Origin of the sequence: Bradyrhizobium sp. CCBAU 45389, assembly GCF_028128625.1 — a bacterium.
GTDB lineage: Bacteria > Pseudomonadota > Alphaproteobacteria > Rhizobiales > Xanthobacteraceae > Bradyrhizobium > Bradyrhizobium liaoningense_B.
The window spans coordinates 169,894-195,976 of the sequence record NZ_LBIY01000091.1 but is presented as its reverse complement, the minus strand read 5'-3'; the positions used below and the strand labels follow the sequence as shown (position 1 = coordinate 195,976).

Genomic DNA, 26,083 nt, shown 5'->3' with positions numbered 1-26,083 from the left:
GGTTGCCCGCCCCGCGCCAATCGGCTAAATGAACGCCACTGCACCCGTAGCTCAGCTGGATAGAGCGTTGCCCTCCGAAGGCAAAGGTCACACGTTCGAATCGTGTCGGGTGCGCCAGCGATCCCAATGGCCTGCCAGACCAACGGCGACGCGGCACCCCCCAATCTGGTGAATGCCGTCCAGGCGGGCGCCCGCCCCTCTCCCTCCGTGAGGGTTTCAGATCGAGCCCGCGACCGGCGACACGATCATCTCCTTGCCGCAGGCGCTACACCGCGCACTCGTGCCGACGACCTCGCAGGCCGGGTCGCCTGAGCCGATGCTGCGCCGGCATTTCGGACAGACATAGCCGTCAGCTCTCTCGACGAAATCGCTGGATGGCCCGACATAGGCGCAGATCATGTGATGCAGGATCCGGTCGAATGCGAGACCATTTCGGCAGACCGGGCACATCGTTTCATCCGCGCTGATCTGCACCTTCGTTTCCTTTCGATGCGACGTCTTCGACCCTATTGCAGGCCCAGCAGCCGGACCAAAGCTGCGGCAAATCGGGACGCCAGGTTCGTGTAGTACATGTGAACGGAAACCGTCGAATTCAGCGGGGGCGGAGCGGCGTCGGCGACGAAGCGGATGCGCGCGATCTGGGCAGCCGTGCGCTCGCGCGTCAGCGGTTGCCGGCCTGCGGCGTAGACGACCGAGACCGGCAGTATCTCCGCGATCGTTCCGGCGATGCGGCGGTTGCCGAACACCACGAGCACTTGATTGCCGACCCTCGGCTCGACCAGGCGCGCATTCGGAATGTACCAGTCGACGAAGATGTCGGTGGGATCGAGGATTTCGGCGATCGCCGTGCCCGCCACGAGCGATTGCCCGACATTGGCGAGATTGGTCGAGACGATGCCGGCGACGGGCGCCAGCACCTGGCCGCCGGCGAAATTCCGCTCCACGTCGTCGAGATGGTCGCGCAGCTGCTGGCCAAAATCGTCCAGATCCGCCAGCTGGGAGATGGACTCCGCGATCTCCGCCTCCTGCGAAATGACGGACTTGCGGGCGAGACCGCGCTCCCGCAGCAGTTCGAGGCGAAACGCCAGGCTCGCTGCGCTCGACGCTTCGATCTGGTCGACGGCATCTTCCGTCAACGTCCTGTACGCTTTCGCCGCTTCGAGCGTTTCCTGCGCGACGCGTGCCCTGATGCGCAGCTCCGATCGCCGGCTCGCGATGTCGGCCAATGCGCGCATATAGGTCGCCACGATGTTGTCGCGCTCGGGCGACCGGATCTGTGCGATCCCGTCCCCGGCCTTGACCGTGGTGCCCGGCGTCACCATGACCTCTGCGACCTGCACCAGATAGGGAAGCGAAACGACGTGCGGTGGGGACGAGACGGTCCCCGGTCCGCTCAGATAGACCAGTGGCGCGCCGAAATAGACGACCAGGAAGGCGAGCACGCCGAAAACGGCCGTCGCATAGGTGAGGCGCACGAGCCGTCCCGCAGCGCTGCGGCGGCTTTCCACGGGATCGGGGACATTCGGGTCCAGCCTGTTGATCGCGACATTCATCGGCGTGCTCCTCCCCTAGCCGGAAAACAGTGCGCGACGGACGCGCGGCGGCACGAAGTCATCATTCACTGAAGCGGCGAAGATGATCTCGGAGGAGTAGGAGACCAGCCGGGCGCATTTCAGATAGACGCTCTGATAGACCGGGAAGACCAGCGCGGCCCCGAGATCGAGAATTCTCGGCGCACGCTTGAACATGACGAAGGCGAGGCCGAGGTTGAAGAACGAGATCCATGTCAGCAGGACGTAGATCGCGGCGAGAAGCCAGAAGGCGTCGGCGCCGAGCAATGCCACGAGATAGACGAGGTAGAACGGAAAACTGAGCGTGGGGATCAGGTCGAACAGGATGAAATCCAGCCTCTGCAGCGTGTCGGGGAACCGCTCGAAGCGATGGAAGAATCGCAATTCGCCATACATGATGAGGCGGATTCGCAAGGCGTCGCGATCCCACCGCGCGCGCTGGCGCAGCAGGCCGAGGCCGCTGACGGGTCCTGCCGTCTCGACCCACGCTTCGGGCACGAAGCGAACGAGATAACCCAGCCGTCGCAGCCGCAGGCTGAACTCCAGATCCTCTCCCGGACCAACGTCGAGCCCGCCCTGCCGCATGAAGACGTCGCGACGGTACATGGAGCAGGCGCCGGACAGGCAGGCGATCGCATCGACGGTGTCGAGGATCGTCCTGCCGGCGCTGATCGACATCAAATATTCGATGCTTTGAAGCCGCGTCCAGATCGAGCTGGCTTCGTTGCTGATTGCGATGTTGCAGCTCGCGCCCGCGACGCGCGGATCCGTGAATGCGGATGCGAGCCCGGCGACAGCCGCCGGTTCGAACAGCGTGTCGGCATCGACCGTCAGGAGCAGCTCGCCGCTGGCGAATCGGGCGGCGGCGTTGATCGCGGCACTTCGGCCGCAACGCGTGCCGTGGCAGATGACCATATCCACCAGCCCCGCCGCGCGTGCCCGCTCGGCGATTGCGCGCGTGTCATCGGTGGAGCCGTCATCGACGACGATGATCTCGAGCGGCGGCAGGGTCTGCCGACGCAGCGACTCGATCGAACGAAGCAGTCCGGGCCCGCCGTTGAAAGCGGGCACGATCACGCTGACCGATGCGCTGATCGGCGTTTGCCGTTGGGGCAGCGCGCCGGCCAGGCCGAGCAGGGAGAGCGACAGCAGTGAAAACGTGTAGCGGGGAATATCGAAGATGATGACCGCGAGCGCGAGCTGAATCCAATTCGTGTCGGCGATCAACTGCAATGCTTCGAGCATGCTGACCTACCCTCCCCGGATAGCGAGCGCGCACCTGGACGAGAACAAGCCAGCTACTCGCGCGAGACCGAGGAAACATCGGTGGACCGGCCCGCCTCGTCTGCGTCTCTTCCGAAGACGGGCCGTCAACTCGGAGTTTAGCATATCCCTTTGCCGCAACCGGGCGAAGGGCTTTGCGAAGAGGGGCGACGCGCGGGAACCCGATCGGTTAGAATTCGCGGAAAATCGGTATGGATACGACGTTAGGCCACGGCATGAGCGCCGCGGTGCATGCGCCAGTTGCGACATCCAGCTACAGTTTTGAGAACCGGACGGGAAAGAGGGCTCCATGCAGGCATGTCGAACGATCGTTGCCGGATTGTTTGGATTGTTGCTGGCTGGGGCTGCATCTGCCGGCGAACCGACCGAATGCGACCGCCTGGCCGGCTCGCCCACCGACCCAAACCGGGCCGGCGCGGGAATTGGCCTGTACGGGATCCAAGCGGCTGAGGCCATCCTGGCTTGCGAAAGGGCATCGGCTGCCGACCCGAGCAATCCGCGCCTCCTCTTCAATCTCGGCCGGGCGCATGACGCGAGCAGCCTCGTCGACAAGCGGCCCGACCAGAAGGCAGAGGCCGGACGCAATTTCAAGGTCGCGGCAGACCAGGGCTATCCCGCGGCGCAAGTCGCCCTGGCGGCTTTCTATTGGTACGGCTGGGGCGGCTTGCAGCGGGATACGGGACAGGCCATGCATCTGTTGGCAAAGGCGATGGCGTCGGACACCAAGGAGGCCAACGCGCAACGCCAGAACCTGTTTGGAGACACGACCTTCAATCCTGACGCCAACGAGACACAAATTCGCATCATCAAGGACGCCGCCGATGCCGGTGATGCCGACGCGCTCTATGCGCTCAGCCTGCCGTTGAACCTAAGCGCGGGCCCGGACGCGCAAGCAGAACTTGCTCGGCTCCTGCACAAGGCGGCGGCGCACGGCAGCGCTCCCGCGGCTCGCGATCTCGCAAGGCTGTATTTCCGGGGCAGTCACGGCCTGGCGAAGAACCCGGAGGAATCCTCGCGCCTTTTTCAACAGGCCGTGGACGGCGACGATCCCCAGACGTGGGACTCGGTCGCGATGCTCTATGAGCGAGGCAATTTCGGCCTGCCGAAGGACGAAAAGCAAGCCGCCCGGCTCTACCAGCAGGCAAGCAACGAGGGCAATGCATCCGCGCAATACGACCTCGCGAGGTTCTACGAGGAGGGCAAGGGTGGACTGCCCCGGGATGCCCGTGAGGCGGCACGCCTCTACGGACTGGCAGCCGATCAGGGCAACAGCAATGCAGTCCTCGCACTCGCGCGCTACATGGCAGAGGGTGGCGGAGGCTTTGAGGCGAGCAAGGCCCGGGCGGTCGCTTATCTCAGGCGCGCCGCACGCTGGAGCACGCGGGCGAAGGACGAATTGGCGAGGATGGGCGCACAATAATTGCGCAGGACCCGGTAGAACTACCGGGAAACACGCAGGCCGAGGCCGTATTCCCCTCGCATCATCCTCGGCGACGTAACACGCACGTAACCGTATTCGAGTTTGCGGCACCGGCGAGGCGCCGGCTTTAACCTCATTCCAAATACCCGAAGCCTAACGTCCTCCCCCGAAGACCGACCGTCGCAGGGAGCAACGTTGCTGGCCGCTCGCGCAAACAAAGGGTTGTTGGCGGAGTTCGCGCAGGAGGGACAGCCACCTCCCATGCGCCGCATCGCCTCGACGCGTCCGGTCGTCGTGCTGATGCTATGCGGCGGATTCCTGATCGCGCTGGTCGTCTGCACCATCGCCCTCATCCTGTCCAACCTGCGCTATCACGCGATCGAGGAGAGCAAGCAGCAGCTGCTCGCAACCGCCACCGTGCTGGCCAATCAGGCGGCGCGCGATTTCGACGCCGCCAATCTGATCGAGGCGAGCCTGATCGAGCACATGCAGACGCTCGCAGTCGTCTCCGACGAGGTCTACGCGCGTGCCATGGCAAGCCGTGACATCCAGCTCATGCTGGAGGACAAGATCGGCGGCTTCCCGCATATCGAGGCCGTGATGCTGGTCGGCGCCGACGGCAAGGTGATCAACTCGTCCGTGGCGTGGCCGACCCCACCCCTCAATATCGCGGATCGGGATTATTTCCGGACGCTCAAGGCCGACCCCGCCCTGAACACGAAGCTGGGCCGGCTGGAGCGGGATCCGCGCAGCGGAGCCTGGACGATCCCGCTGGCGCGGAAATTCATGGGATCCGACGGAGAATTCCTCGGCCTCGTGGTCGGCACCATCAAGGCTCAATATTTCGAGGAGCTGTACCGGACGCTGGTCCGCGGCCCCGATGAATCCATCACACTGCTTCGCCAGGACGGCACGATGCTGGCGAGCCATCCGCATGCCGATAGCGCGATGGGCAGATCCCCGCTCGGCAAGTCCCTGTCCGAGGGCAAGCTGAGCGAGATCACGCGATCCGGCGGCGGCGTGGTCCGGTGGCGTGACGAGGCCAGCGGCTCCGAGCGCCTGATCGCGGCCGCGCACCTTGCCGGCCTTCCGGTGCTCCTGACCACCAGCACCACGTTGTCCGCCGCACTGGCCGGCTGGTGGACCGAGGCCCTGTTCCTGATCGGACTCACGATCGTGCTGGTCGTCGCCATCGGCGGCACCGGAGCCGTCGTCGTCCAGTATTTCCGCAAGCAGAGCATCCAGCTCGACGCCACGCTGAACAACCAGTCGCAGGGCGTGTGCATGTACGATGCGCATCACCGCCTGATCGTGTGCAACGACCGCTACGCGGAGATGTTTCATCTCCCTGGCGAGCTCACGCGGCCCGGGACCACGCTGCGACAGATCTTCGACCATCAGATCTCGCAAGGTCTCCATTCCCAAAGCGGCGGCGAGAACCATATCCGCGGGCTGATGACCATCGTGACAGCCAACGAGCCGGCGAGCATCGTCGCGGAGATGTCGGACGGACGTGCCGTCGTGATCGTGTTCCGGCCGGTGCCGGGCGGCGGTTTCGTGATGACGGTCGAGGACATCACCGAGCAGAAGCGCGCGGAGAAGCGGATCGCCCATATCGCACATCACGATGCGCTGACGGGCCTGCACAACCGCGCTTCGTTCTCCGAATATCTCGCGACCATTGTGGACGAGGCGATCCGGGCCGGCGAGACATTCGCGATCCTGTGCCTCGATCTCGACCGCTTCAAGGAGATCAACGACCTGCATGGCCATCTCGTCGGGGACGCCTTGCTGCGCGAGGTGGCGCGGCGCCTGCAAGAGGTCGCAGGGGACGCCTTCCTGGCGCGGGTCGGCGGCGACGAATTCATCGTGGTCCTGCTCGGCGATGCGCAGGCCGCGGCGGCAGGTCAACTGGCGGAGCGGCTGCGGACGGCTCTCGTCGGCGATATCGAGCTTGCCGGCCGGCAGGTGCGCATCGGATTGAGCGTCGGGATCGCGCGCGCGCCGGCCGACGGAAACGACCCGACCACGCTGCTGGCCAATGCCGACATCGCGCTCTACCGCGCCAAGGCGGAGGGACGCAACGCGATCCGTTTCTTCGAGCCGGAGATGGGGGCGCAGCTGCGCGACCGCAGCGAGTTGCAGCACGATCTTCAGTCCGCCGTGGCCAATGACGAGCTGCGGCTCGATTTCCAGCCGCTGGTACGGATCGGCGGCGAGATCGTCGGCTTCGAAGCATTGGTCCGCTGGCATCACCCGCGTCGCGGCCTCGTCCCACCCGGCACCTTCATTCCGCTCGCCGAGGAGAACGGGCTGATCGTCGCGATGGGAGAATGGATCCTGCGTGAAGCGTGCCGCGAGGCCGCATCCTGGCCGAACGAATTGAAGATCTCCGTGAACCTGTCGCCGGTGCAGTGCCGCAACGACGACATCGTGCGCCTCGTCCACGAGATCCTGATCAGCAGCGGGCTGCGTCCGCACCGGCTCGAGCTCGAGATCACGGAGGGCGTGCTGATCGACGACTTCTCCGGGGCGGTCTCGATCCTGCGCAGGCTCAAGGCGCTCGGCGTGCGCATCGCGCTCGACGATTTCGGCACCGGCTATTCGTCGATGTCCTATCTCCAGGCCTTCCCGTTCGACATGATCAAGATCGATCGCAGCTTCATTTCGAACCTCGATCACGCGCAATCGAAGGCGATCCTGCGCGGCGTCATCGGGCTGGCGCGCGGGCTCGAGCTTCCGGTCACCGCGGAGGGCGTGGAGACGCAGGCCCAGCTCGACGTGCTCTCCCACGCAGGCTGCGACTATGCACAGGGCTTCCTGATCGGACGGCCCGGCGCGATCCGGCAATACGCACGGATCGTCGGCCGGGATCGGTCCGAGGCGTGGGCCGGCCTTGCATCCACGGCTTGAGCGGACGGCATGATCGACCGCTCCAGATACGATTTGTCGATCTCCAACGAAGGGCTGGAACATGACCATCAGGATGATCCTGGCCGCGGCGGCGCTGAGCATCGCGGCCCAGGCGGCGACGGCCGAGGAGCTGACCGGCGTGCTGGACAAGATACGGCGCACCGGCACCATCACGCTCGGCCACCGCGAATCGTCGATCCCGTTCTCGTACTACGACGAGAATGAAAGGGTCGTCGGTTACGCCATGGACCTCTGCTACCTCGCGGTCGACGCAGTGAAGGCGCGGCTTGGCCTGCCGAAGCTCGACGTCAAGCTGGTGCCGGTCACGCCATCGGGTCGCATCCCGTCGATCCTCAGCGGAGCGATCGATCTCGAATGTGGAACGACCACCAACAATCTCGAGCGGCAGAAGGTGGTGTCGTTCTCGACGACCTATTTCGTCGCCGCGAACCGCTTCGCCGCCAGGGCGGCCGCCAAGCTCCGGACGCTGGATGACCTCAAGGGCAAGGTCGTCGTATCCACCATCGGATCCACCAACATCAAGCAGATCAGCGACCTCAACGGACGGCAAAACCTCAATCTCACCATCCTCGCGGCCAAGGACAATGGCGAGGCATTCCGGATGCTGGAGTCAAATCGCGCCGATGCCTTCGTGATGGACGACATCCTGCTCTACAGCCGGGTGGCGGATTCGGCGAATCCCGGCGACTACACCGTATCCGACGAGGCGCTGTCGATCGAGCCGTACGGCATCATGATGCGCCGCGACGATCCCGCGTTCAAGAAGGTGGTCGATGACGCAATCGCCGCCGTCTATCGCAGCGGCGAGATCGAAAAGATCTACGCCAAATGGTTCCAGGCTCCGACGCTGCCGAAGGGCATCAATCTCAACGTTCCGATCAGCGGGCCGCTCAAACGCGCGATCGCGGATCTGATCGACAGCGGCGATCCCGACGCCTATCGGGCCGGCGGCACAAAGTAAGATCGCGATCACCGGACCTCGCGCTCCGACCTCGACAGGCCGGAGCGCAACGGCATGGCCGGACCTGGCGTCAGCGAACTACACGTCCAGCGCGTCTGCTTCACCTAGAGTCCCGGTCAGGTCAGCATTGAAATGATCGCCTGAACCTGATCGGACGCAGACGTCACCAGTCCGTCATATGACGTTTGGCCGTGCGCGGCGGCCTTCAGGATGCATTCGGCGACGGCCGCTTTCAGGCCGAACACCGATTGATCGGCCGGCACACTCGCCATCACGGTCTCGAGTGCCTGACGCATCGTCTGAATGAGCTCGGAGCTGTATTGCATGGGCCGTCCTCCGAGGCTCATATGGGACCACATTCCAAGCCCTGCCACTCACAAGCCTGAGAGTGCTCTTTGAACCCGTCGAGACTGAACGCCTCAATTCAAACGCCAGATGGACGCATTGAGCACGCCGGCAAAGGCCATCCAGCGGCGACGAACAACAACAACTGAAGCCTCCAACACCTCGCGCTTCTCTCTCCGCGATTGTATCATCTTGGCATGAGCGATTCCGACACGGTGACGGGCGCAGCCTCGCCCGTGCGCAAGATCATCCATATCGACATGGATGCTTTCTATGCGTCCGTGGAACAGCGCGATCATCCGGAGCTGCGCGGCAAGCCGGTTGCGGTCGGAGGCTCGGCGGAACGCGGTGTCGTTGCCGCCGCCAGCTATGAGGCCCGCAAGTTCGGCGTCCGCTCCGCGATGCCCTCGGTCACTGCGAAGCGGCAATGCCCCGAGCTGATCTTCGTCAAGCCGCGCTTCGAGGTCTACAAGGCGATCTCCAGGCAGATCCGCGAAATCTTTGCCGAGCACACGCCGGTTATCGAGCCCTTGTCGCTGGATGAAGCCTATCTCGACGTGACCGAAAACCTGCAAGGCATCCCGCTGGCACGGGACGTCGCCTTGCGCATTCGCGAGAAGATCAAATCAGAGACGGGCCTCAACGCCTCGGCCGGCATCTCCTACAACAAGTTTCTGGCCAAGCTTGCCTCCGATCATCGCAAGCCCAACGGTCAGTTCGTGATCTCGCCGGAGATGGGTCCTGCCTTCGTCGAGACGCTGCCCGTCGGCAAGTTCCATGGCATCGGTCCGGCGACGGCTGCGAAGATGAACGCGCTTGGCCTGTTCACCGGCCTCGACATCCGCAACCAGACGCTGGAGTTCATGAACGCGAATTTCGGCAAGTCGGGCGCCTATTATTACTGGATCTCGCGCGGCGTCGACGAACGGCCGGTCCGGGCCAACCGGATCCGGAAGTCGATCGGCGCAGAAACCACGTTCTCGACCGACCTCGACGCATTCGACGCGCTGGTCGGCGAGCTCAAGCCTCTCGTCGACAAGGTCTGGCGCCATTGCGAGGCGACCGGCAACCGCGGCCGCACCGTCACCTTGAAGATCAAGTTCGCCGACTTCGAGATCATCACGCGCAGCAGGTCCGTCACGGCGACGGTTGCGGGCCGGGACGAACTGGAGCGGCTCGCCTGCGGCCTGCTCGAAATCGAAATGCCCCTGCCCAAGCGCGTCAGGCTGCTGGGAGTTTCGCTGTCCTCCCTCCAGGTCGGGGACGATGCGGAGCCGCAGCTCACGCTGGGCATCTGAGCCAGGCCAGCCCTCGGCAAACGCGACATCTTTATCCGCGACGCGGCGGCCGACCTGTCGTAGAGACACCGGATATGCCTTAATTGCCATTGATGCTGGAATGCTTGCCTTATTGATACGTCTGGGACTGCGCTTCGAAGACCGGATCGAGGAGCGGCGGTTTGTCGACCAATACGTCCGGGGCAGCCTCGGGTGGACGCAGATCGCGATGCTGCTCGGCGCCGCCACCTATGCCGGCTACACGCTGTGGGATTGGGTGCTCTACCCCGAGGTGGTCCCGACCACGCTTGCCATCCGCGGCGGCACGGCCGTGTTCATTCTGCTGCCACTGACCGCGCTGCTGTCGCGGCGATGGATGAAACCATGGGCGGAGACGATCTTCCTCGTCTATTGCGTCAGTCCCGGCTGCATCCTGCCGAGCATCTATCTGGTCCTGCCGTCGGGCTTCACCTTTGCCGCGCCCGGCATGATGATGATCATCCTGTTCGTCTCGACCATGCTGCCGTTGCGGATCGGCTCGCTGGCGATCTTCTGCCTGCTGTCCTGGGTCGCGCTGATCGTCGCCGAGACGTTCGCGCCGACGTTGCCGATGGGCCTGCGCTTCATCAATCACTCGCTGGTCGGGAACGCTTATGCGCTATCGCTCTACGCCGTGGCTGCACGCGAGTACCGGGCGCGAAAACAGTTCCGGACGTCCGAGGCGCTGCAACGGGAGAAAGAACGCTCGGAGAAATCGCTGCGCGATCTGCGCGCGACCCAGGAGCACCTCGTGCAGGCAGAAAAGCTCGCCTCGCTCGGCCAATTGGTGGCAGGTGTCGCGCACGAGGTCAGCACCCCGCTCGGCCTGGCGCTCACGACCTCGACGACGATGCAGACCGATCTGCAGACGATGGCGGACGCATTGAATGGAACGTCGGTGCGACGATCCGATCTCACGAGGGGAATTGACCGGCTCAGGCAGGGGCTCAACCTGACTTTCGATAGTCTGCACCGCGCATCTGAAATGGTGCACAGCTTCAGGCAGGTCGCCGTCAACCAGGCCGACGAGGACCGGCGCACATTCGAGCTCAGGGACTGGCTGTCGGAGTTGATGTCCAGGCTCGGGCCGCTGCTGTCGCACCATGCTCTGGCGGTCGATGTCCAGTGCCCAGCGGGAATCAGGCTCAACAGTTACCCCGGCGCATTGGCGCAGGTGATCAGCAACCTCGCGCTCAATACCGCCGGCCACGCCTATCCCGACAAGAAAGGCGGCAGGTTTGCGATCACGGTCAGCCAGCCGGAACCGAAATCGGTCCGCCTCGTCTGCACCGATGACGGCGTCGGCATTCCCGACGAACTGCAGGGGCACATCTTCGATCCGTTCGTCACGACGAGCCGCGAAAGGGGCAATGCCGGGCTCGGCCTGCACATCGCCTTCAACCTGGTCGCGTCATCGCTCAACGGGCGCCTGCGGCTCGAGAGCAAGACGGGTCCGGGAACTCAGATCGCCATCGAGATTCCGGTCGAGGCCTGACGGTGGCAGGATGTTCAAGCCCGCCACCGACGCGAGTGTCGATCCTGGCGGACCGCTCAATGCTTCATCTGCTCGAACACCACGATCACGCCGGTCGGCTCGGGCTCATGCGCCATCAGGCGCGTCAGGTCCGAATCGCTCCAGTCGGCGAGACTGACGACCTCGCCGCTCTGCCGGTCTGCTCCGAGTGACGGAGTGGGTTCGAGCACCTTGAGGCCCATTTCGTCGACGAAGAAGGTGTGCTCGCCGAACATGCTGTTGAGCTGCGGCATGGCCGGATGCTCGTCGGGCAGCACCTGGGCGCCGAGTTGATGAACGGTCTGCTTCACCTGTTCGGATGTTAGCTTCATGCGCTGCTCCGTTGCTATCGTGTCCGGTTTCATCGGCTTGGGCCAGAGCGGGCGTTCCCTGCGCCTGTGCCGCCTGGCTCAGACTTCCGAACAGGTGCTGCGCACAAATGTTCCCTCAAAATGCATTTCGTGATCGTGCGTTTCATTTGCCGCGCTGACGGCACGAGATCGCCACACGATGCACATGATCCGGCGTGGATGCGCTAATCTGCGGCTTCGACGATCCGGATGTCGCGATCGGCACCGTCGCCGAGCAGATCGTGCGCGGCCTGGTAGGCCGGGCTTGCATAGGCCGCTTTGGCGCTCTCGACGCTGTCGAACTCGATGAGAACGACGCGTTCCATCTGGCCGAGCTCGAAGGCCGCCGCCGGCACGCCGCGTGCGAGCACGCGGCCTCCGGCCGCCTCGATCGCCGGCCGCGACAGCTTGGCGTAGGCCGCCATCGCATCGGGATTCTTGATCGCACGGTAGGTGGCAACCCAATAGGCTTTGGCCATTTTGATTCTCCGAGGTGCTCGTGACCTATTGCTCGCTGCGGTTCTCGCCGACCGACAGCGCGCAGATGCGTGACAGATATGTGTAGGGCAGACCGGTCTCCTCGGCCCAGGCGTTGAACTGCGCCTGCACCTTGGCGAGATCGCCCTTCGATTTCACCTCTTCGGCGATGTCGAGTCCGGCATCGCGCAGGCACGCGACGACGTCCTTGGAGGTGACGAAACCGTCCCAGCCGACGAAGCGCAGCAGCATCTGGCCGGTATTGCCGCCCAGCCGGCTGCCGCGCTTGGTGAGGAGATCGAGCAGGCCGACCTCGTTCGACGGCGGCCATTTCGCCAGAAACTTGCCGAAGCTGCCGTGCTCCTTCGCGATCTCCTGCACGAAGGCGGCGTTGTCGCGCACCGACATGATCTTGGCGCCATTGCGCACGATGCGCACATCGCGCAGCAGGCCTTCCCAATAGTCCTCGGGCTGGAAGCTCAGCTTGGCCGGCTGGAAATGCAGGAAGGCGTCTTCAAAGCCGTCCCATTTCGAATCGATCACGCTCCAGGCGAAGCCGGCGCAAAACACCCGCTTGGTCATCTCGGCGAGGATGCGGTCGTCGCCGAGCCTGGCCAGACGCTTCAGGTCGGGCTTGTCAGGCATCAGCTTGTCCAGCGCCTTGGGCCCGCCCTTGCGCTTCTCGGCGCGCGCACGAATGGTCTTGAAGGAGGTCATGTGGACACAGGTATTGAGGGAAGGCCACGACACCAGAATTCGGCGATCCGGTCCAGCCCTCGCGTTACCTGCCCCCCTTGCACTCTGCGACGCGCCGCAGCATGCTGTCGTTCGTTGCATTGACCTGAAGGAGCGGCCGGGCTGGTCTGCTTCTTGCTTTATGCCGTTTTGGAATCCCCTGACATTTTTCGATCTCTCGCCGACGGATTTTTCATGCGCTGCCTGGTCGTGGCCGACCTGCACTACTCGCTGCCGCAGCTCGACTGGCTCGTCAGCGCGGCGCCGCAATTCGACCTTTTGATCTTCGCCGGCGATGCGCTCGACATCGGCTCGATGGTGGATTTTCGCGCGCAGATCGTGGTGGTGAAGAAATACCTTGCGCTGCTGGCCGCAAAGACCCGCGTGATCCTCTGCTCCGGCAATCACGACCTCGACGAGCGCAATGCGGAGGGCGAAAAGATTTCGCGCTGGATTTCGGAGGTACGCGAGCTCGGCATTGCATGCGACGGCGACAGCCTCACCATCGGCGACACTCTGTTCACGGTGTGCCCGTGGTGGGATGGCCCGCTGGTGAAGCAGCGTCTCGTCGAGCAGTTGCGCGATGCCGCCGCGAGCCGGCCGCAGCGCTGGATCTGGGTGCATCATGCGCCGCCGGCGGATTCACCGACGAGCTGGGGCGGCAAACGCTTCTTCGGCGATGTCGAGCTGGTGCAGTGGATCATGCAGTACCAGCCTTCCATGGTGATCTCGGGCCATGTGCATCAATCGCCCTTCATCACCAATGGATCGTGGTTCGACCGGCTGGGCCAGACCTGGGTCTTCAACACCGGCCTGCAGCCCGGCCGTCCTCCGACCTACATCGTGCTGGATTTCGATGCGGACAAGGCGTTCTGGCTGGCGGCCGGCGAAGCGCAGTGGATCGACCTTGCCGCGCCGCTGAAGCGGCCCGCCGCTCCGATCGAAGCGCCGCCCGACTGGCTCACATTCTTGGATCAGATTGCCGATCCGAGCCTGGCGAGACCTCAAGCGGCGGCAGGTTGATCATGCTCTGCAGCACCTCGCCGACCATGGCCAGATGCGTGCCGTGGCCGGCATATTGCCGCTTGAGATCGGCAAGATAGGTGTTGGCGACGTTGAGCCGCTGCGCCAGCATCTTTGCGATCAGCAGCGCGATGCCCGGCTCCTTCTTGAGGAACGAGGCGGCGTCCTCCAATTCGTAGATGACGGCATCGGAGCAGGCCCGCACGGTTGCGGTATACGGCAGGCCCAGCAGCACCGACATTTCGCCCAGGACCGCACCGGGCTCGGTGACGGTGGCGACCACCATCTCGCCCTTGAGCACCTCGAGCTTGCCTTGCATCAGCACGTAGAGATGGCCGCTGGTGCCACCCTCGGTGACGACGAGCGTGCCGGCTGCAACCTGCCGTTCCGTTCCGCCGGTGCAATAGTCCAGGACTGCGCGCATCTTGCGAAAGCTCCCATCGCTGGGGATACCCTATCCTCCCGATACTAGAGCACGATCCGTGCCACGCGGCAAATCAACGCGGGTGCGTCCGGCGCGGGAGGCGCTTGGCGAGACCGCCCACCAGTACTTGGACATCGCTGCCAATCATGCGGCTGAAAACGAACAGCTCGTTTTCCTGTGCCGCACGTCACACACGCGAAAGCGAGGGCACCTCTTCGGGCAAAATGGCCTGCAGGCCGCCAAAGCGGCGCTCACGGTTGTGGAAGGCGGCGAGCGCGTCAGCGAGATCGCTCGCCTCGAATTCGGGCCACATCCGCTCGGTGAAGTGCAGCTCGGCATAGGCGCCCTCCCAAAGCAGGAAGTCCGACAGCCGCTTCTCGCCCGAGGTGCGGATGATGAGATCGACGTCGCGCAAACCGGCCTCGCCGGTGACGAGCTGGGAGAAGGCTTCGCGGGTGAGGCTGGTCAGCGCCGCCGCCTTGGCCGCCGCGTTGAGGATGGCCTCGCGCGCGGAGTAATCGACGGCGATACGCAGATGCAGCGTGCTGCCATGGGCGGTCGCCTCTTCGGCGCGCGCGATTGCATTGGCGATGCCGTCAGGCAGCCGGTCGCGGCGGCCGATCACGGTGAGACGCACGCCGTTCCTGACGAGGCTCTGTACCTCGTTGGCGAGATAGAAGCGCAGCAGGGTCATCAGCGCGGCGACCTCGGCCTTGGGCCGCCGCCAATTGTCGGTGGAGAACGCATAGAGCGTCAGCGTGCCGATGCCCTGCTTGGGCGCCGCCTCGACGATGCGGCGGATGGTCTCGACGCCGGCCTCGTGGCCGCGCACGCGCGACAGGCCGCGCCGCGTGGCCCATCGTCCGTTGCCGTCCATGATGATGCCGACATGAAGCTTGTCGTTGCGGGACGTGATTGCACTTTGCATTGCAAAGTCTCCGGTCAAAAAAGGGGAGGATCAGGTCGAGACGATACCAAGGCGGCCGAGCGGCTGCGCCTCGCGGCCGGCGGCTTTCGCCGCGTCACGCACCAGGCGTTCGAGCACGGCGAGATAGTCGAGGAAGCGGCGGCGGCCGGCTTTGGTCAGGCGACAGGTGGTGTGCGGGCGATTGCCCTCATAGCCCTTGGTCACCTCGACGAGGCCGGCCTCCTGGAGCACGGCGAGATGCCGGCTGAGATTGCCGTCGGTCAGGCCGCAGAGCTGCTTGAGGTCCGCGAACGCCAGACCCTTCGGGTGCGCCATCAGCGAGGTCAGCAGCCCGAGCCTCGCCTTCTCGTGGATCACGCGGTCGAGCCCTTCATAGGAAAAAGGCGCGCTGTCAGTCTTCGACATCGTTGTCTCCGGACGCGAAATACAGAATGCCCGCCATCACCGACTGCCCGATCACGAAGGGCAGCCCCATGGTCCATGGCGACAGCGTATGGGTTCGGCTCGCGAGCACCACGACCGCAAAGCCCGAAACGAAATACCAGGCCCCTGCGAGCGCGACGGTGCGCGGCAGCGAGCGGACCGAGGCGAAGATGCCGAGCGACACCAGAATCTGCCACAGGCCCGGCAACAGCCACAACGTCTCGCTCGCGAACTTCCACATCACCACCGCGAGCAGCACGCCGGCAACGCCCGCGGGCAGAAACTGCTCGACGGCCTGATGGATCATGGCATCGGCAAGGCCGGAATGATGACGGCGCGAACGCGCGCGCATCTCGATCCCGATCATCAGGCAGGACAGCACGGCGGCGACGAACCAGCCGAAGAAAAAGCCGACCGGCTCGCTGGTCGGGTCACCCAGCAACCAGGCTTGCAGGACAGCGGTGAGCAGCGCGACGGCGCCGGTCGCCGCCATCGTCGCCGGGCCATAGCCGCGGAACGCCGTGCCCGCCGCGATCTGGCTGCGGATCGCCACGATGTCAGCCAGTGCCTTGTCGAGATCGCGCATCGGCAACGCCGAAACCTCGCTTCGCCCAGGTTTGCGAGGGCGAACGCCCTCTTACTTTGTACTGCAAAGTATATCGGATCGCAAAGTAATGGCAAGCCCGAAAGTCGCTCCGGCGGGACTGGATCCGCGCCGACAACTGCCGGTTGCACAGCACCCGTCCCCGCAGATAAGATGCATGCAAAAGCGTTCCGGGGGCTGGCATGTGGCTTAAGTCGTTGATCGTAGCGTCTGTGTTGCAGGTGGATGTCGTCGGGGCGAACGCGGCGGGGCCGTTCGGCTCCGTCAATGTCGGCAACTGGATCGGCGGCGCCTTCAGCAATGACGCGACGGGTGCGTTCTCGCATTGTGCGGCGACGACGCCCTACGCCAACGGCGTCATTCTCGTGGTGGGCTACAATGCCGCCGGCACCTGGTCGCTGGCCTTTGCGAGTCCCAGCTACCGCTTCAAACAGGGCGAGAACGCCGCGATCGACGTCATCTTCGACGGACAGGAGCAGGCAAGATTGTTTGCCACCGCCAATCAGCCGAACATGCTCACGGCCGTCATGCCCGCCAATGTCGTGCGAACGTTTCAGAAGGCAAGCCTGATGGTCGCGACGAGCGGCCGCACCGTCCTGAACTTTGATCTGACCTCGACTGGACCCGTGATCGCGGCCCTGGCCAATTGCGTCACCAGGGTAAAAGCCGACGGGCTGAGCAAGGCGGGCGATTTCACCAAGGGCGCGGCCAAGCCGGCAGCCACGGCGGAGAAACAGGCGCCACCGCCGGCCGGCGGCAAACCTACGAGGGCCAAGAACGGCACTGGCTTCGTGGTCAGCGCGAACGGCCACATCGTCACCAACAACCATGTGATCGACGGCTGCGTCGGCGACATCAAGGGCAACCTCACCGGCGAGGCCTCGATGATACTGCGCGTCGTGTCGAGCGATGCGAACAACGATCTCGCTCTCCTGCAGGCGCCGTCGACGACGACATTCAAGGAGTTTGCGCGGATTCGTGACCGTTCAATCCGCTCCGGCGATGCCGTCATCGCAATCGGCTTTCCCTTCCATGGCCTCCTGAGCTCGGATTTCACCGTGACCACCGGCATCGTCAGCTCGCTCAGCGGCATGCGCAACGATTCGCGTTTCCTGCAAATCAGTGCCCCCATACAGCCCGGCAATAGCGGCGGGCCGCTGTTCGATACCACCGGTCAGGTCGTGGGCGTGGTCACCGGAAAGATCCCGGCATTGCGTATCGCCGCTGCGACCGGCAACATCCCTGAAAACATCAACTTCGCCATCAAGACCGGCGTGCTGCGCGACTTCCTCGACAATTCCGTGGTGCCCTATCAGACCGCCGAACCGAAGAGCGAGCTCAAGACCACCGATATCGCCGGTAACGCCCGGCCCTATACGATGCTGATCTCGTGCAACGCGACGGAGCAGGCCGACGCGAAGCGGTGAGGACGGGTGCTGTCCGCGCCTTACCTACTGATGTCGTCCTGGCGAAAGCCAGGACCCATTACCCCAAGAAGGAGTTTGGCGAAGATTGGTCGCCCGGTACAGCAACCGAGCGCCATCGATAGATTCCGCGGTATGGTCCTGGCTTTCGCCAGGACGACATCGGGAAACGAACTGCCCCCTCACCCGTGGCAGCACGCCGCCTTCGCCGTCTGCGGCTCGTACTGGTCGCGCAGGCGCACCCAATCCATCGGATAGGGCAGGCCTTCCTCGTGACGGCCGAGCGGGGTGAGATCGAGATACTGATAGGCGGCGTTCATCATGTCGAGGCCGCGGGCGAAGCAGGAATAGGTGTGAAAAATCTCGCCGGCCTCGTTGCGGTAGAACACGCTGATGCCGGGCAGCTCGGGTCCGTAGATCGGCGTGGTACCGAAATTGTACATCGGCTTGCCGGTCGCGATCTCGTCCGGCGAGAACGTCACGCCGTAATCTCTGTTGAAATCGTTGTCGCCTGACGAGACCCAGTCGAAGGTCCAGCCCATCCGCTTCTTGAAGGCCTCGAGCTTTGCGCTTGACGCCAGCGAGACCGCGGCCATGGACGTGTCGCGCGCGGCCAGATGCGGCACCATGCGCTCGAACCCATCGGCCCAGAACGAGCAGCTCTTGCAGGCCGCGTCCCAGTCGGGCGCGAACATCACGTGCTGGACGACGAGCTGCGGGCGGTTCTTGAAGAGGTCGGACAGCGTGACCTTGCCGTTCGGCCCGGTGAAGACGTAGGGCTTGTCGACCTTCACCCAGGGAAGCTGGCGGCGCTCGTCGGCAAGCCGTTCGCGGGCCTGCGTCAACTCCTTCTCACGGGCGAGATGAGCCTTGCGTGCCGCAATCCACTGCTCGCGCGAGACGATCTGATGTTGCTGCATGGCATTCTCCCTTGGAATTCAGGCGACGAAGGCGTCGAGCTTGTCGAAGAACGAGCTCCAGCCGCGCTGATGGTTGTCGCGTGCGGTCTCGTCGGCGAACTGGGCGTGATGGAACACCATCAGGGTGCCGGCGCTATCAGGCTTGAACGAGATCGTGACCAGCGATTCGCGCTCCGGCGTCGAATGCCAGGCCCAGGTGAAGACCAGGCGCTCGTTCGGCACCACCTCGCGATAGCTGCCGCCGGCCTCGAAATATTCGCCATCGTCGCGGGTGAAGCTGATGCGAAAGCTGCCGCCGGTGCGCACATCGAGCTCGGCTTGCAGCGTCGCCGGCCTCATGTTCGGCGGCCCGAACCACTGCACTAGCTGCTCGGCTTGCGTCCAGGCGGCGTAGACTTTTTCCGGCCGCGCGCGGAGCCGGCGCGTGAGCGTGAGGCTTGGTCGCTCCGTTGGTCGTTCGGCGGCGTTGACGGCTGCGTTGGCCATGTCTCTTCCTCCACGAAGGCGGCAAGACGGTCGAGATTGTCGGACCAGAACTGGGCGTAGCGATTGAGCCAGTTCATCGCCTGCTCCATCGGCCGCGCGGTGAGCCGGCAGGACACCGTGCGCCCGGTCTTCTCGCGCACGATCAGGCCTGCATCCGTGAGCACGTCGAGATGCTTCATGATCGCCGGCAGCGAGACCGGGAACGGCGCGGCCAGCTCGCTCACCGACAGGCCGTCCGCTTCGCCGAGGCGTGCGAGCAATGCACGCCTCGTCGGGTCGGAGAGTGCCGCAAAGGTCCGGTCCAGCGTCTCGTCCTGATACTTAACCATATGGTTTAGTATAAGCGCGAACGAAAATGCGTCAAGCCGGAACCCGCGGGCACGGGTCCGCACGACTGCGTGATCAGGCTGCGCTCGTCGGAAGCGCGATCAATACGGTGCGACGGGCCGCGTGCGCCGGGGCGGGCGCGGCGGCGGCACCTGCTGCTGGCCGTAGGCAACGCGCGGATTGGGGCCGCAATACAGCAAGCGGCCGGAGATGCTGGCCAGGCACTGCCCATAAGTGCTGTAGGCGCATTCGCCGGGATAGTCATATTCACCGCCCTGGGCGCACCAGGGATAGTCGCCGGCAGCGGCCGGCGTGACGGTGACAACGCCGGCAAGGATCGTTGCACCCAACGTCAGCAGCGCCAATTGCGTCTTGCGCATGATCCCAACTCCATTGCTCACGGCGCGAGATACGCGCCATCTATCATCAGGTTTCGCCGCAGCGTTTTATTCCAGATCAACGGAACGACACGCGCAAGAAAAAAGCCCTGCAGAACGGCAGGGCTCCCTTCCCAATCATCACAAGATCGCTACTCGACCTTCAGGCCGGCGAACTCGACCACCTTTTTCCACTTCTCGGTCTCGGCCTTGATCTCATCGCCGAAGGCCTCGGGCGTCTGCACCCGCGGCTCGCCGCCGAGCTCGACCAGGCGCTTGGCCATGTCCGGCTCCTTCATCAGCGTGTTGATCTCGCTGTTGAGCTTGGCGATGATCTCCTTCGGCGTGTTCTTCGGCGCGCCCATGCCGAACAGCGCGCTGGCCTCGTAGCCCTTCACCGTGTCGGCGATCGGCTGCACGTCGGGCAATTGCGGCGAGCGCTCCGCGGTGGTGACGCCGATCGCGCGCAGCGAGCCGGAGCGGATGTGCTGGATGATCGAGGGCATGTTGTCGAAGATCACCTGCACCTGGCCGCCGAGCATGTCGGTGATCGCGGGCGCCGCGCCGCGGTAGGGCACGTGCTGCATCTTGCAGCCGGTCATCGCCATGAACATCTCGCCGGACAGATGCACCGAGGTGCCGTTGCCGGACGAGGCCATGTTAACCTTGCCGGGATTGGCCTTCACATATTCGATGAACTCGGCGACGTTCTTGGCCGGCACGTCCTTGTTGACGGTCATCACGTTCGGCACGCGCTGGAACGAGGCGACCGGCGCGATGTCGCGCACGAAGTTGAACTTGAGGTTGCTGTACAGCGAGGCGTTGATGTAGTTGGCCGGATTGACCAGCTGCAGCGTGTAGCCGTCAGGCTCGGCATTGATGACCGATTCGGTGCCGATATTGTTGCCGGCGCCCGGCTTGTTCTCGATCACGAATTGCTGGCCGAGCTTTTCCGACAGCCGCTGTCCGATCAGCCGCGCCAGGATGTCGGTGGCACCGCCCGGCGGATAGCCGACCACCCATTTCACCGGACGGGCCGGATAATCGGCGGCGAAGGCCTTCGACAGCGGCGTGGCTGCCAGCGGACTGGCGGCGAGCAGGCCCAGCGCGGTACGGCGAGTGATCATCTCAAGGGTTCTCCCAGTGTTGTTCTTGAAGGGCCGTTGTTCTTGAAAGCCGGATGTCTTGAAAGCGGCGTCCGCGCGGTTGTAACAAAGCTTGCTGCGGGCGGAAAGTGCGCGGGGCGCATCACGACGAAAGGATAAGGCATGCCGGTCAAGGTCAAAGCCCTCGATCATCTCGTGATCAACGTCGCCGATGTCGCGGTGACCGCCGAGTGGTACCGCAGGATTCTCGGCATGGAAGTCAAGGTCTTCGACCCCGGCGGCGGCAAAGCGCCGCGGACTTCCCTTCATTTCGGTAACCAGAAGATCAACGTCCGGCCGCGCGATGCCGACAAGGTGGAGTGGTTCACCGCGGATCACCCAACCGTCGGCAGCGAGGATCTGTGCTTCCTCACCTCCTCCGCTCCGGACGAGGTGGTGGCGCATTTGAAGGCACATGGCGTCGCCATCGAGGAAGGCCCGGGCCCCAGGCAGGGCGCCCGCGGCACGCTGCGCTCGGTCTATTGCCGGGACCCCGATGGCAGTTTGATCGAGATCTCATCGTACGAAAACTAGACCCGTCATTCCGGGGCGATGCGCAGCATCGAACTATGGTGCGCAGTTGCGCACCTGAGAACCTCGAGATTCCGGGTCTGGTCCTTCGGACCATCCCGGAATGACGAAACGAGCGCGCGGCCACAGCGCAGTGCACTGCCATCCCCCGATTTGCTCCCCGCGTCATCCGATGGCAGGAAGACGCAATAATCAAAAGGCAGCCGCCAGCAAGATGCGGGCTGCACGGGGAGGTGCTCATGCCACTTCAACACACCGCAACTGGAATCGTCGGTCCGTTCGACGGGCTCGACGTGCCCTGGCTCTTGAGGATGCGCGCGGAGGTCCGGCGTGATCATCCGTTCCTGATCTGGGCGCCGTTCGACGCGCCGGCGCGGCGCTGGAGCTATGGCGAGTTTCACGAGCGGGTCGGTGCGCTCGCGGCGGGGCTCGCGCGGCGCGGGGTGAAGCCGGGCGAATATGTGCTCATTCATCTCGACAATTGCATCGAGGCGATGCTGGCCTGGTTCGCCTGTGTCGAGCTGGGGGCCATCGCAGTCACCACCAACACCCGCTCGGCACCGGCGGAGATCGCGTATTTCGCCGATCATTGCGGCGCGGTCGCCGCGATCACGCAGCCGGCCTATGCGGAGATCGTCGCGCAGAACTGCCGCAACGTCCGCTGGCTGGCGGTGACCTCGCATGATACGGGCGTGGCGCCTACGCAAGCGGTCTCGCGCGGCGAAAGCTTTGAATCGCTGTTCGCCGACAGCGCCGACCGTCCCAGGCGCGCGACCGATCCGCTGGCGCCGTGCAGCGTGCAGTACACCTCAGGCACGACGTCGCGCCCCAAAGCGGTGCTGTGGACTCACGCCAACGCGCTGTGGGGCGCCAAGATCAACGCCGCGCATGAGGACCTCCACGCCGGCGACGTGCACCAGACCTACCTGCCGCTGTTCCACACCAATGCCCTCGCCTACTCCATGCTGGCGACGCTGTGGGTCGGCGCCACCTGCGTGATCCAGCCGCGCTTCTCCGCGAGCCGGTTCTGGGGCGTCGCGCGCGAGCACGGCGCGACCTGGACCTCGACCATACCGTTCTGCATGAAGGCGCTGCTCGAGCAGAAGATCCCGAAAGACCATAAGTTCCGCCTGTGGGGCACCGCGATCAACGAGCCGCCCGCCTTTGCCGCCTTCGGCGTCAAGATGATCGGCTGGTGGGGCATGACCGAGACCATCACCCACGGCTCGTCGGAGAAGTCGACCAGCCCAACATACCCATGTCGATCGGCCGCGCCGCGCCAGAGTACCAGATCCGCATCACCGACGATGAGGGACGGCCGACCGAGGTCGGCGACACCGGCAATCTCGCGATCAAGGGCATCCCCGGCCTGTCGCTGTTCGCCGAATACCTGCACAACGAGACGGCGACGCGCGAGAGCTTTGATGCGCACGGCTTCTTTCTCACCGGCGACCGTGTCGAGCGGCTTCAGAACGGCTACATCAAGTTCGGTGACCGCGCCAAGGACATGCTGAAGGTCGGCGGCGAGAACGTCGCGGCCTCCGAGATCGAGCAGGTGATCGCGCTCGTCCCGGGCGTGCGCGAGGCCGCCGTGGTGGCGAAGAAGCATCCGATGCTGGACGAGGTGCCGGTCGTGTTCATCATCCCGCATGGCGGCGTCGCGGCTGCGCCGCTCGATTTCCATGACCGCGTGATGGAAGCCTGCCGCAAGGGCCTCGCCGACTTCAAGCTGCCGCGCGAGATCAGGCTGGTCGACGACATGCCGCGCTCGACGCTGGAGAAGGTGGCAAAGGCGGAGCTGCGGAAGATGGTGGGGTAGCGAGGTCGCCGAACGGCAAACTGCCGTAGGGTGGGCAAAGGCGCGTCAGCGCCGTGCCCACGTTCTTGGAAGTGGTGGGCACGCTTCGCTTTGCCCACCCTACGGCATCTCACCTAGAACGACCCCAGCGCCACCGGGCGGAACGCCTGCAGCAGCTGCTGGTCGAGCTTGCCGCCCATGCCTTCCATCATGGCGAAGGCACGCGAGTGGGTGAAGGGCATGCGGTAGGCACGCTTCTCGACGAGCGCGGCGTAGATGTCGACGATCGTCGTCAGGCGCACGATGTCGCTGATCTGGTTCGACGACAGGCCATTCGGATAGCCGCTGCCGTCGAGGAATTCGTGGTGATGCAGCACGACATCCAGCATCTCCGGCGGGAAGCCACCCTGGGCTGCGAGCGCGTCATAGCCGCGGCGCGGATGCTGGCGGACCTCGGCCATCTCCTCGTCGGTGAGCTTGCCGGGCTTGTCGAGCAGATTGGACGGAACGAACGCCTTGCCGACATCGTGCAGCAGCGCGGCACGGGTCAGGCGGCGCTGGTCGTCCTCGCGCATGCCGAGATGCTGCGCGAAGGCGACCGCAAAGCCGGTGACGAACAGGCAGTGGCGATAGCTGCCGACGTGATGGCAGCCGACCGTGGTGAGCCATTCGCGCAGCGAGGAGTGCTTGATCGCCTTCAGGATCTTGCTCTCCGCGGCGATGACGTCGTCGAAGGTCAGGGGCACGCCGAGCGGCAGCTTCTCGAACATCTTTGCCAGCACCGCATGCGCCGCCTCGACGCCGCGGTTGAGGGTCTTGCCGCGATCGGTCGCGTCATAGGTGGCGGTGTCGGGAAAGGCGGCGCGGATGCGCTGCAGGATGGCATCGGGCTGCAGCGGACGCGAGATCGTGTCGGTGGCGCCCAGCGCCCAGGCCTGCATGGTGCCGTGATGAAGTGCGTCCGCCAGCACGAACAGCCGCGGCATCGAGCGATAGGCATCGCCGCGCAGCTTGTTGCGCACCCGCTGCACGCTCTCGGGCGAGCGCAGGTTGATGTCGACGACGAGGCCGGAGAGATCGCGCGAGGGCTGCTCGGGAATCTCCTGCGTGGTCACCGTCGAGACCTCGCCGACCGCCTTCAAAATGCTGGCGAGCTCGGTGCTCTCGTCGCTCCTGTCGGAGGCGAGCAGAAGCCGGCGTTTGGCGGCGGGTTTGGCTGAGGCGTTCATGGCTTCCCCAAGAGCACGGGTCGGGATTTGGCGTCAGCCTAAGCCGGATCAGGTTCTCCGGGCCTTAAGAGGCGTGCTCAATGGAACCCTTCAGCTTTAGGAGCAATTTTAGGGAATCCGGGTTCCGGGACCGGAACAAAAAAAGCGGCGAAAACAACCCCATGCACAGTAGAACGACCATTGAAAATACTGGATTTTTCGAGCGCCGGGAGGGAGGGCTATCGAGACACATCGGGTTCATGCGCAAGGGCGTGTCGCGCGACCGAAATGATCCCGGCTAGAATGAACGCGAAACAAGAAGGGGCGGGAAACCATGCCAGGGATCAATCGGGACGGCGTCGGCATCTACTACGAAGTCCATGGCGAGGGCCCGCCGCTGCTGCTCACCCACGGCTACTCCTCGACCTCGGCGATGTGGCACGGGCAGGTCGATGCGCTCGCGAGGGATCACAAGCTGATCCTGTGGGACATGCGCGGCCACGGCCAATCCGATTATCCCGATGATCCCAAGGCCTACAGCGAAGCGCTCACCGTCGGCGACATGGCGGCGATCCTCGATGCCGTCGGCGCGGAGCGCGCCATCATCGGCGGCCTCTCGCTCGGCGGCTACATGTCGCTCGCGTTCTATCGCGCTTATCCGGAACGCGCCCGCGCGCTGCTCATCATCGACACCGGCCCCGGCTTCAGGAAGGACGATGCGCGCGAAGCCTGGAACGCGCGTGCGCTGGCGACCGCCGACAGGCTCGACCGCGAAGGCCTCGACATGCTGAAGCAGGCGACGCGCGAGCGCGCCACTGCCAGTCATCGCAACGCCAAGGGCCTGGCGCTCGTCGCGCGCGGCATGATGACCCAGCGCGATGCGCGCGTGATCGAGCTGCTTCCCGATATCAAGGTGCCCAGCCTGATCGTGGTCGGCGCCGACGACACGCCGTTCCTCGCCGCGTCCGACTACATGGCGGCCAAGATTCCAGGCGCACAAAAGGTCGTGATCCCCGCCGCCGGACACGCCGTCAACATCGATCAACCCCAGGCTTTTGTTGACGCGGTCGCGCCTTTCCTGAAGAACTTGCCGGGATAGGCCGAACAGGGACGTGGGCAATGAAGCGAGCAATGTTGGCTGCGGGCGCGGTGTTGCTATCGATGTCTGCGCAGGCCGAGCCGTTCGGCGCCGTGCCGCCGCGCCAGCCTTTCGTCACGACCTTGTCGAACAATACGCCGCTTGCGTTCGGCATGGATGCCGAACAGACCGCGCGCGCCCTGGGGCAACCGCTGCAATATGTCCGCGGGCGTCCCGGCAACGAGATCTACCTCGCGCTCCGCAACATCGGCGGCAGCCGGCTGATCCCCTACCGCCATCGCCTGTTCCTGCAATTCCGCCACGGACGGCTGGCGGGATGGAAGGAGGATTACGGCGAGAACTGGATGTGGGAGTGAGGTCTCTCCCCTCATGGTGAGGAGGCGCGAAGCGCCGTCTGGCGGACGATGCTGCGCATCGCCGCGAGAACCATGAAGGCCCCGCTGCTGCATCCAGGCCTTTC

The 26,083-nt window shown here is 64.5% G+C and carries 27 protein-coding genes, 1 tRNA gene and 1 pseudogene; 12 read left to right on the top strand and 17 right to left on the bottom strand.

Annotated features, from left to right (window positions below; genetic code table 11):
- Window positions 1-40: 40 nt before the first annotated feature.
- Window positions 41-117: transfer RNA gene (locus XH79_RS22180), tRNA-Arg, on the top strand.
- Window positions 118-216: 99 nt separating this feature from the next.
- Here the strand turns inward: XH79_RS22180 and XH79_RS22175 are convergent.
- The 3 genes from XH79_RS22175 to XH79_RS22165 are packed head-to-tail and all read right to left on the bottom strand — an operon-like array spanning window position 217 to window position 2,816.
- Entirely contained in the window at window positions 217-474 is a 258-nt protein-coding gene (locus XH79_RS22175) for a hypothetical protein (RefSeq protein WP_271582916.1), read from the bottom strand.
- 32 nt (window positions 475-506) lie between these two features.
- Window positions 507-1,553, bottom strand: coding sequence for an HlyD family secretion protein (locus tag XH79_RS22170; RefSeq protein WP_271582915.1), 1,047 nt, complete (start codon window positions 1,551-1,553; stop codon window positions 507-509).
- Window positions 1,554-1,568: 15 nt separating this feature from the next.
- Entirely contained in the window at window positions 1,569-2,816 is a 1,248-nt protein-coding gene (locus XH79_RS22165; RefSeq protein ID WP_271582914.1) for a glycosyltransferase family 2 protein, read from the bottom strand.
- A 328-nt stretch (window positions 2,817-3,144) separates the two neighbouring features.
- Here XH79_RS22165 and XH79_RS22160 point away from each other — a divergent pair, with 328 nt between their 5' ends.
- From XH79_RS22160 to XH79_RS22150, 3 genes are all read left to right on the top strand, one after another.
- A complete protein-coding gene (locus tag XH79_RS22160) occupies window positions 3,145-4,275 on the top strand; it encodes a tetratricopeptide repeat protein (protein ID WP_271582913.1) in 1,131 nt (376 codons plus the stop codon).
- 261 nt (window positions 4,276-4,536) lie between these two features.
- A complete protein-coding gene (locus XH79_RS22155; protein ID WP_271582912.1) occupies window positions 4,537-7,188 on the top strand; it encodes a bifunctional diguanylate cyclase/phosphodiesterase in 2,652 nt (883 codons plus the stop codon).
- A gap of 61 nt (window positions 7,189-7,249) precedes the next feature.
- Window positions 7,250-8,170 (top strand): amino acid ABC transporter substrate-binding protein, encoded by a 921-nt coding sequence (locus XH79_RS22150; RefSeq protein WP_271582911.1) that lies wholly within the window; start codon window positions 7,250-7,252, stop codon window positions 8,168-8,170.
- 116 nt (window positions 8,171-8,286) lie between these two features.
- On the opposite strand, the gene XH79_RS22145 is transcribed toward XH79_RS22150, so the two are convergent.
- On the bottom strand, window positions 8,287-8,496 hold the full coding sequence (locus XH79_RS22145) for a hypothetical protein (RefSeq protein WP_212340340.1): 210 nt from the start codon (window positions 8,494-8,496) through the stop codon (window positions 8,287-8,289).
- A 216-nt stretch (window positions 8,497-8,712) separates the two neighbouring features.
- On the opposite strand from XH79_RS22145, the gene dinB reads away from it, so the two are divergent.
- The gene (dinB, locus tag XH79_RS22140) at window positions 8,713-9,813 is read left to right on the top strand and encodes a DNA polymerase IV (protein ID WP_271582910.1); all 1,101 of its coding nucleotides are present in this window, start codon (window positions 8,713-8,715) and stop codon (window positions 9,811-9,813) included.
- A 100-nt stretch (window positions 9,814-9,913) separates the two neighbouring features.
- Complete coding sequence (locus tag XH79_RS22135) at window positions 9,914-11,326, top strand: sensor histidine kinase (RefSeq protein ID WP_271582909.1); 1,413 nt, start codon at window positions 9,914-9,916, stop codon at window positions 11,324-11,326.
- A gap of 56 nt (window positions 11,327-11,382) precedes the next feature.
- Here XH79_RS22135 and XH79_RS22130 read toward each other — a convergent pair whose 3' ends face one another.
- The 3 genes from XH79_RS22130 to XH79_RS22120 all read right to left on the bottom strand — a co-directional run bounded on the left by XH79_RS22130 (window position 11,383) and on the right by XH79_RS22120 (window position 12,888).
- Window positions 11,383-11,676, bottom strand: coding sequence for a hypothetical protein (locus XH79_RS22130; RefSeq protein WP_212340336.1), 294 nt, complete (start codon window positions 11,674-11,676; stop codon window positions 11,383-11,385).
- A 203-nt stretch (window positions 11,677-11,879) separates the two neighbouring features.
- Window positions 11,880-12,173 carry a DUF1330 domain-containing protein gene (locus tag XH79_RS22125; RefSeq protein WP_212340334.1) on the bottom strand — a complete coding sequence of 98 codons (294 nt, stop codon included), beginning with the start codon at window positions 12,171-12,173 and terminating at the stop codon, window positions 11,880-11,882.
- A 25-nt stretch (window positions 12,174-12,198) separates the two neighbouring features.
- A complete protein-coding gene (locus XH79_RS22120) occupies window positions 12,199-12,888 on the bottom strand; it encodes a DNA-3-methyladenine glycosylase I (protein WP_271582908.1) in 690 nt (229 codons plus the stop codon).
- 213 nt (window positions 12,889-13,101) lie between these two features.
- On the opposite strand from XH79_RS22120, the gene XH79_RS22115 reads away from it, so the two are divergent.
- Window positions 13,102-13,929 carry a metallophosphoesterase family protein gene (locus XH79_RS22115; RefSeq protein ID WP_271582907.1) on the top strand — a complete coding sequence of 276 codons (828 nt, stop codon included), beginning with the start codon at window positions 13,102-13,104 and terminating at the stop codon, window positions 13,927-13,929.
- Here the strand turns inward: XH79_RS22115 and XH79_RS22110 are convergent.
- From XH79_RS22110 to XH79_RS22095, 4 genes are all read right to left on the bottom strand, one after another.
- Window positions 13,868-14,353 carry a Crp/Fnr family transcriptional regulator gene (locus XH79_RS22110; RefSeq protein WP_212340322.1) on the bottom strand — a complete coding sequence of 162 codons (486 nt, stop codon included), beginning with the start codon at window positions 14,351-14,353 and terminating at the stop codon, window positions 13,868-13,870. The genes XH79_RS22115 and XH79_RS22110 overlap by 62 nt on opposite strands.
- 187 nt (window positions 14,354-14,540) lie before the next feature.
- Complete coding sequence (locus tag XH79_RS22105) at window positions 14,541-15,281, bottom strand: di-trans,poly-cis-decaprenylcistransferase (protein ID WP_271582906.1); 741 nt, start codon at window positions 15,279-15,281, stop codon at window positions 14,541-14,543.
- Window positions 15,282-15,311: 30 nt separating this feature from the next.
- Entirely contained in the window at window positions 15,312-15,686 is a 375-nt protein-coding gene (locus XH79_RS22100) for a winged helix-turn-helix domain-containing protein (protein WP_212340318.1), read from the bottom strand.
- Complete coding sequence (locus XH79_RS22095) at window positions 15,673-16,290, bottom strand: hypothetical protein (protein ID WP_212340316.1); 618 nt, start codon at window positions 16,288-16,290, stop codon at window positions 15,673-15,675. Before XH79_RS22095 ends, XH79_RS22100 begins: the two co-directional genes overlap by 14 nt.
- A gap of 200 nt (window positions 16,291-16,490) precedes the next feature.
- Here XH79_RS22095 and XH79_RS22090 point away from each other — a divergent pair, with 200 nt between their 5' ends.
- Complete coding sequence (locus tag XH79_RS22090) at window positions 16,491-17,735, top strand: S1C family serine protease (protein WP_271582905.1); 1,245 nt, start codon at window positions 16,491-16,493, stop codon at window positions 17,733-17,735.
- Between the two features lie 179 nt (window positions 17,736-17,914).
- On the opposite strand, the gene XH79_RS22085 is transcribed toward XH79_RS22090, so the two are convergent.
- The 5 genes from XH79_RS22085 to XH79_RS22065 all read right to left on the bottom strand — a co-directional run bounded on the left by XH79_RS22085 (window position 17,915) and on the right by XH79_RS22065 (window position 20,969).
- Window positions 17,915-18,652 (bottom strand): DUF899 domain-containing protein, encoded by a 738-nt coding sequence (locus tag XH79_RS22085; protein WP_271582904.1) that lies wholly within the window; start codon window positions 18,650-18,652, stop codon window positions 17,915-17,917.
- An 18-nt stretch (window positions 18,653-18,670) separates the two neighbouring features.
- Window positions 18,671-19,015, bottom strand: coding sequence for an SRPBCC family protein (locus XH79_RS22080; RefSeq protein WP_271582903.1), 345 nt, complete (start codon window positions 19,013-19,015; stop codon window positions 18,671-18,673).
- Entirely contained in the window at window positions 19,015-19,467 is a 453-nt protein-coding gene (locus XH79_RS22075) for an ArsR/SmtB family transcription factor (RefSeq protein ID WP_271582902.1), read from the bottom strand. Before XH79_RS22075 ends, XH79_RS22080 begins: the two co-directional genes overlap by 1 nt.
- Before the next feature lie 99 nt (window positions 19,468-19,566).
- On the bottom strand, window positions 19,567-19,845 hold the full coding sequence (locus tag XH79_RS22070) for a DUF3551 domain-containing protein (RefSeq protein WP_212340306.1): 279 nt from the start codon (window positions 19,843-19,845) through the stop codon (window positions 19,567-19,569).
- Window positions 19,846-19,994: 149 nt separating this feature from the next.
- A complete protein-coding gene (locus tag XH79_RS22065; RefSeq protein WP_212340304.1) occupies window positions 19,995-20,969 on the bottom strand; it encodes a Bug family tripartite tricarboxylate transporter substrate binding protein in 975 nt (324 codons plus the stop codon).
- A gap of 141 nt (window positions 20,970-21,110) precedes the next feature.
- Between XH79_RS22065 and XH79_RS22060 the strand changes: the two genes are divergently transcribed.
- Both XH79_RS22060 and XH79_RS22055 read left to right on the top strand, forming a co-directional pair.
- Complete coding sequence (locus XH79_RS22060) at window positions 21,111-21,521, top strand: VOC family protein (protein WP_271582901.1); 411 nt, start codon at window positions 21,111-21,113, stop codon at window positions 21,519-21,521.
- 236 nt (window positions 21,522-21,757) lie between these two features.
- A pseudogene (locus XH79_RS22055) lies at window positions 21,758-23,337 on the top strand (AMP-binding protein).
- Window positions 23,338-23,450: 113 nt separating this feature from the next.
- Here XH79_RS22055 and XH79_RS22050 read toward each other — a convergent pair.
- Complete coding sequence (locus XH79_RS22050) at window positions 23,451-24,545, bottom strand: HD-GYP domain-containing protein (RefSeq protein WP_271582900.1); 1,095 nt, start codon at window positions 24,543-24,545, stop codon at window positions 23,451-23,453.
- A 313-nt stretch (window positions 24,546-24,858) separates the two neighbouring features.
- Between XH79_RS22050 and XH79_RS22045 the strand changes: the two genes are divergently transcribed.
- Both XH79_RS22045 and XH79_RS22040 read left to right on the top strand, forming a co-directional pair.
- Window positions 24,859-25,623, top strand: a complete 765-nt coding sequence (locus tag XH79_RS22045) for an alpha/beta fold hydrolase (protein WP_271582899.1) — start codon at window positions 24,859-24,861, stop codon at window positions 25,621-25,623.
- A gap of 20 nt (window positions 25,624-25,643) precedes the next feature.
- Window positions 25,644-25,979, top strand: coding sequence for a hypothetical protein (locus tag XH79_RS22040; protein ID WP_212340294.1), 336 nt, complete (start codon window positions 25,644-25,646; stop codon window positions 25,977-25,979).
- Window positions 25,980-26,083 lie beyond the last annotated feature (104 nt).

Bases quoted from the DNA above. Each gene is read 5' to 3' on its own strand.
- XH79_RS22170 (WP_271582915.1), bottom strand. From the start codon at position 1,553: ATGAATGTCGCGATCAACAGGCTGGACCCGAATGTCCCCGATCCCGTG.
- XH79_RS22165 (WP_271582914.1), bottom strand. From the start codon at position 2,816: ATGCTCGAAGCATTGCAGTTGATCGCCGACACGAATTGGATTCAGCTC.
- XH79_RS22160 (WP_271582913.1), top strand. From the start codon at position 3,145: ATGCAGGCATGTCGAACGATCGTTGCCGGATTGTTTGGATTGTTGCTG.
- XH79_RS22155 (WP_271582912.1), top strand. From the start codon at position 4,537: ATGCGCCGCATCGCCTCGACGCGTCCGGTCGTCGTGCTGATGCTATGC.
- XH79_RS22150 (WP_271582911.1), top strand. From the start codon at position 7,250: ATGACCATCAGGATGATCCTGGCCGCGGCGGCGCTGAGCATCGCGGCC.
- XH79_RS22145 (WP_212340340.1), bottom strand. From the start codon at position 8,496: ATGCAATACAGCTCCGAGCTCATTCAGACGATGCGTCAGGCACTCGAG.
- dinB (WP_271582910.1), top strand. From the start codon at position 8,713: ATGAGCGATTCCGACACGGTGACGGGCGCAGCCTCGCCCGTGCGCAAG.
- XH79_RS22135 (WP_271582909.1), top strand. From the start codon at position 9,914: ATGCTTGCCTTATTGATACGTCTGGGACTGCGCTTCGAAGACCGGATC.
- XH79_RS22130 (WP_212340336.1), bottom strand. From the start codon at position 11,676: ATGAAGCTAACATCCGAACAGGTGAAGCAGACCGTTCATCAACTCGGC.
- XH79_RS22125 (WP_212340334.1), bottom strand. From the start codon at position 12,173: ATGGCCAAAGCCTATTGGGTTGCCACCTACCGTGCGATCAAGAATCCC.
- XH79_RS22120 (WP_271582908.1), bottom strand. From the start codon at position 12,888: ATGACCTCCTTCAAGACCATTCGTGCGCGCGCCGAGAAGCGCAAGGGC.
- XH79_RS22115 (WP_271582907.1), top strand. From the start codon at position 13,102: ATGCGCTGCCTGGTCGTGGCCGACCTGCACTACTCGCTGCCGCAGCTC.
- XH79_RS22110 (WP_212340322.1), bottom strand. From the start codon at position 14,353: ATGCGCGCAGTCCTGGACTATTGCACCGGCGGAACGGAACGGCAGGTT.
- XH79_RS22105 (WP_271582906.1), bottom strand. From the start codon at position 15,281: ATGCAAAGTGCAATCACGTCCCGCAACGACAAGCTTCATGTCGGCATC.
- XH79_RS22100 (WP_212340318.1), bottom strand. From the start codon at position 15,686: ATGTCGAAGACTGACAGCGCGCCTTTTTCCTATGAAGGGCTCGACCGC.
- XH79_RS22095 (WP_212340316.1), bottom strand. From the start codon at position 16,290: ATGCGCGATCTCGACAAGGCACTGGCTGACATCGTGGCGATCCGCAGC.
- XH79_RS22090 (WP_271582905.1), top strand. From the start codon at position 16,491: ATGTGGCTTAAGTCGTTGATCGTAGCGTCTGTGTTGCAGGTGGATGTC.
- XH79_RS22085 (WP_271582904.1), bottom strand. From the start codon at position 18,652: ATGCAGCAACATCAGATCGTCTCGCGCGAGCAGTGGATTGCGGCACGC.
- XH79_RS22075 (WP_271582902.1), bottom strand. From the start codon at position 19,467: ATGGTTAAGTATCAGGACGAGACGCTGGACCGGACCTTTGCGGCACTC.
- XH79_RS22070 (WP_212340306.1), bottom strand. From the start codon at position 19,845: ATGCGCAAGACGCAATTGGCGCTGCTGACGTTGGGTGCAACGATCCTT.
- XH79_RS22065 (WP_212340304.1), bottom strand. From the start codon at position 20,969: ATGATCACTCGCCGTACCGCGCTGGGCCTGCTCGCCGCCAGTCCGCTG.
- XH79_RS22060 (WP_271582901.1), top strand. From the start codon at position 21,111: ATGCCGGTCAAGGTCAAAGCCCTCGATCATCTCGTGATCAACGTCGCC.
- XH79_RS22050 (WP_271582900.1), bottom strand. From the start codon at position 24,545: ATGAACGCCTCAGCCAAACCCGCCGCCAAACGCCGGCTTCTGCTCGCC.
- XH79_RS22045 (WP_271582899.1), top strand. From the start codon at position 24,859: ATGCCAGGGATCAATCGGGACGGCGTCGGCATCTACTACGAAGTCCAT.
- XH79_RS22040 (WP_212340294.1), top strand. From the start codon at position 25,644: ATGAAGCGAGCAATGTTGGCTGCGGGCGCGGTGTTGCTATCGATGTCT.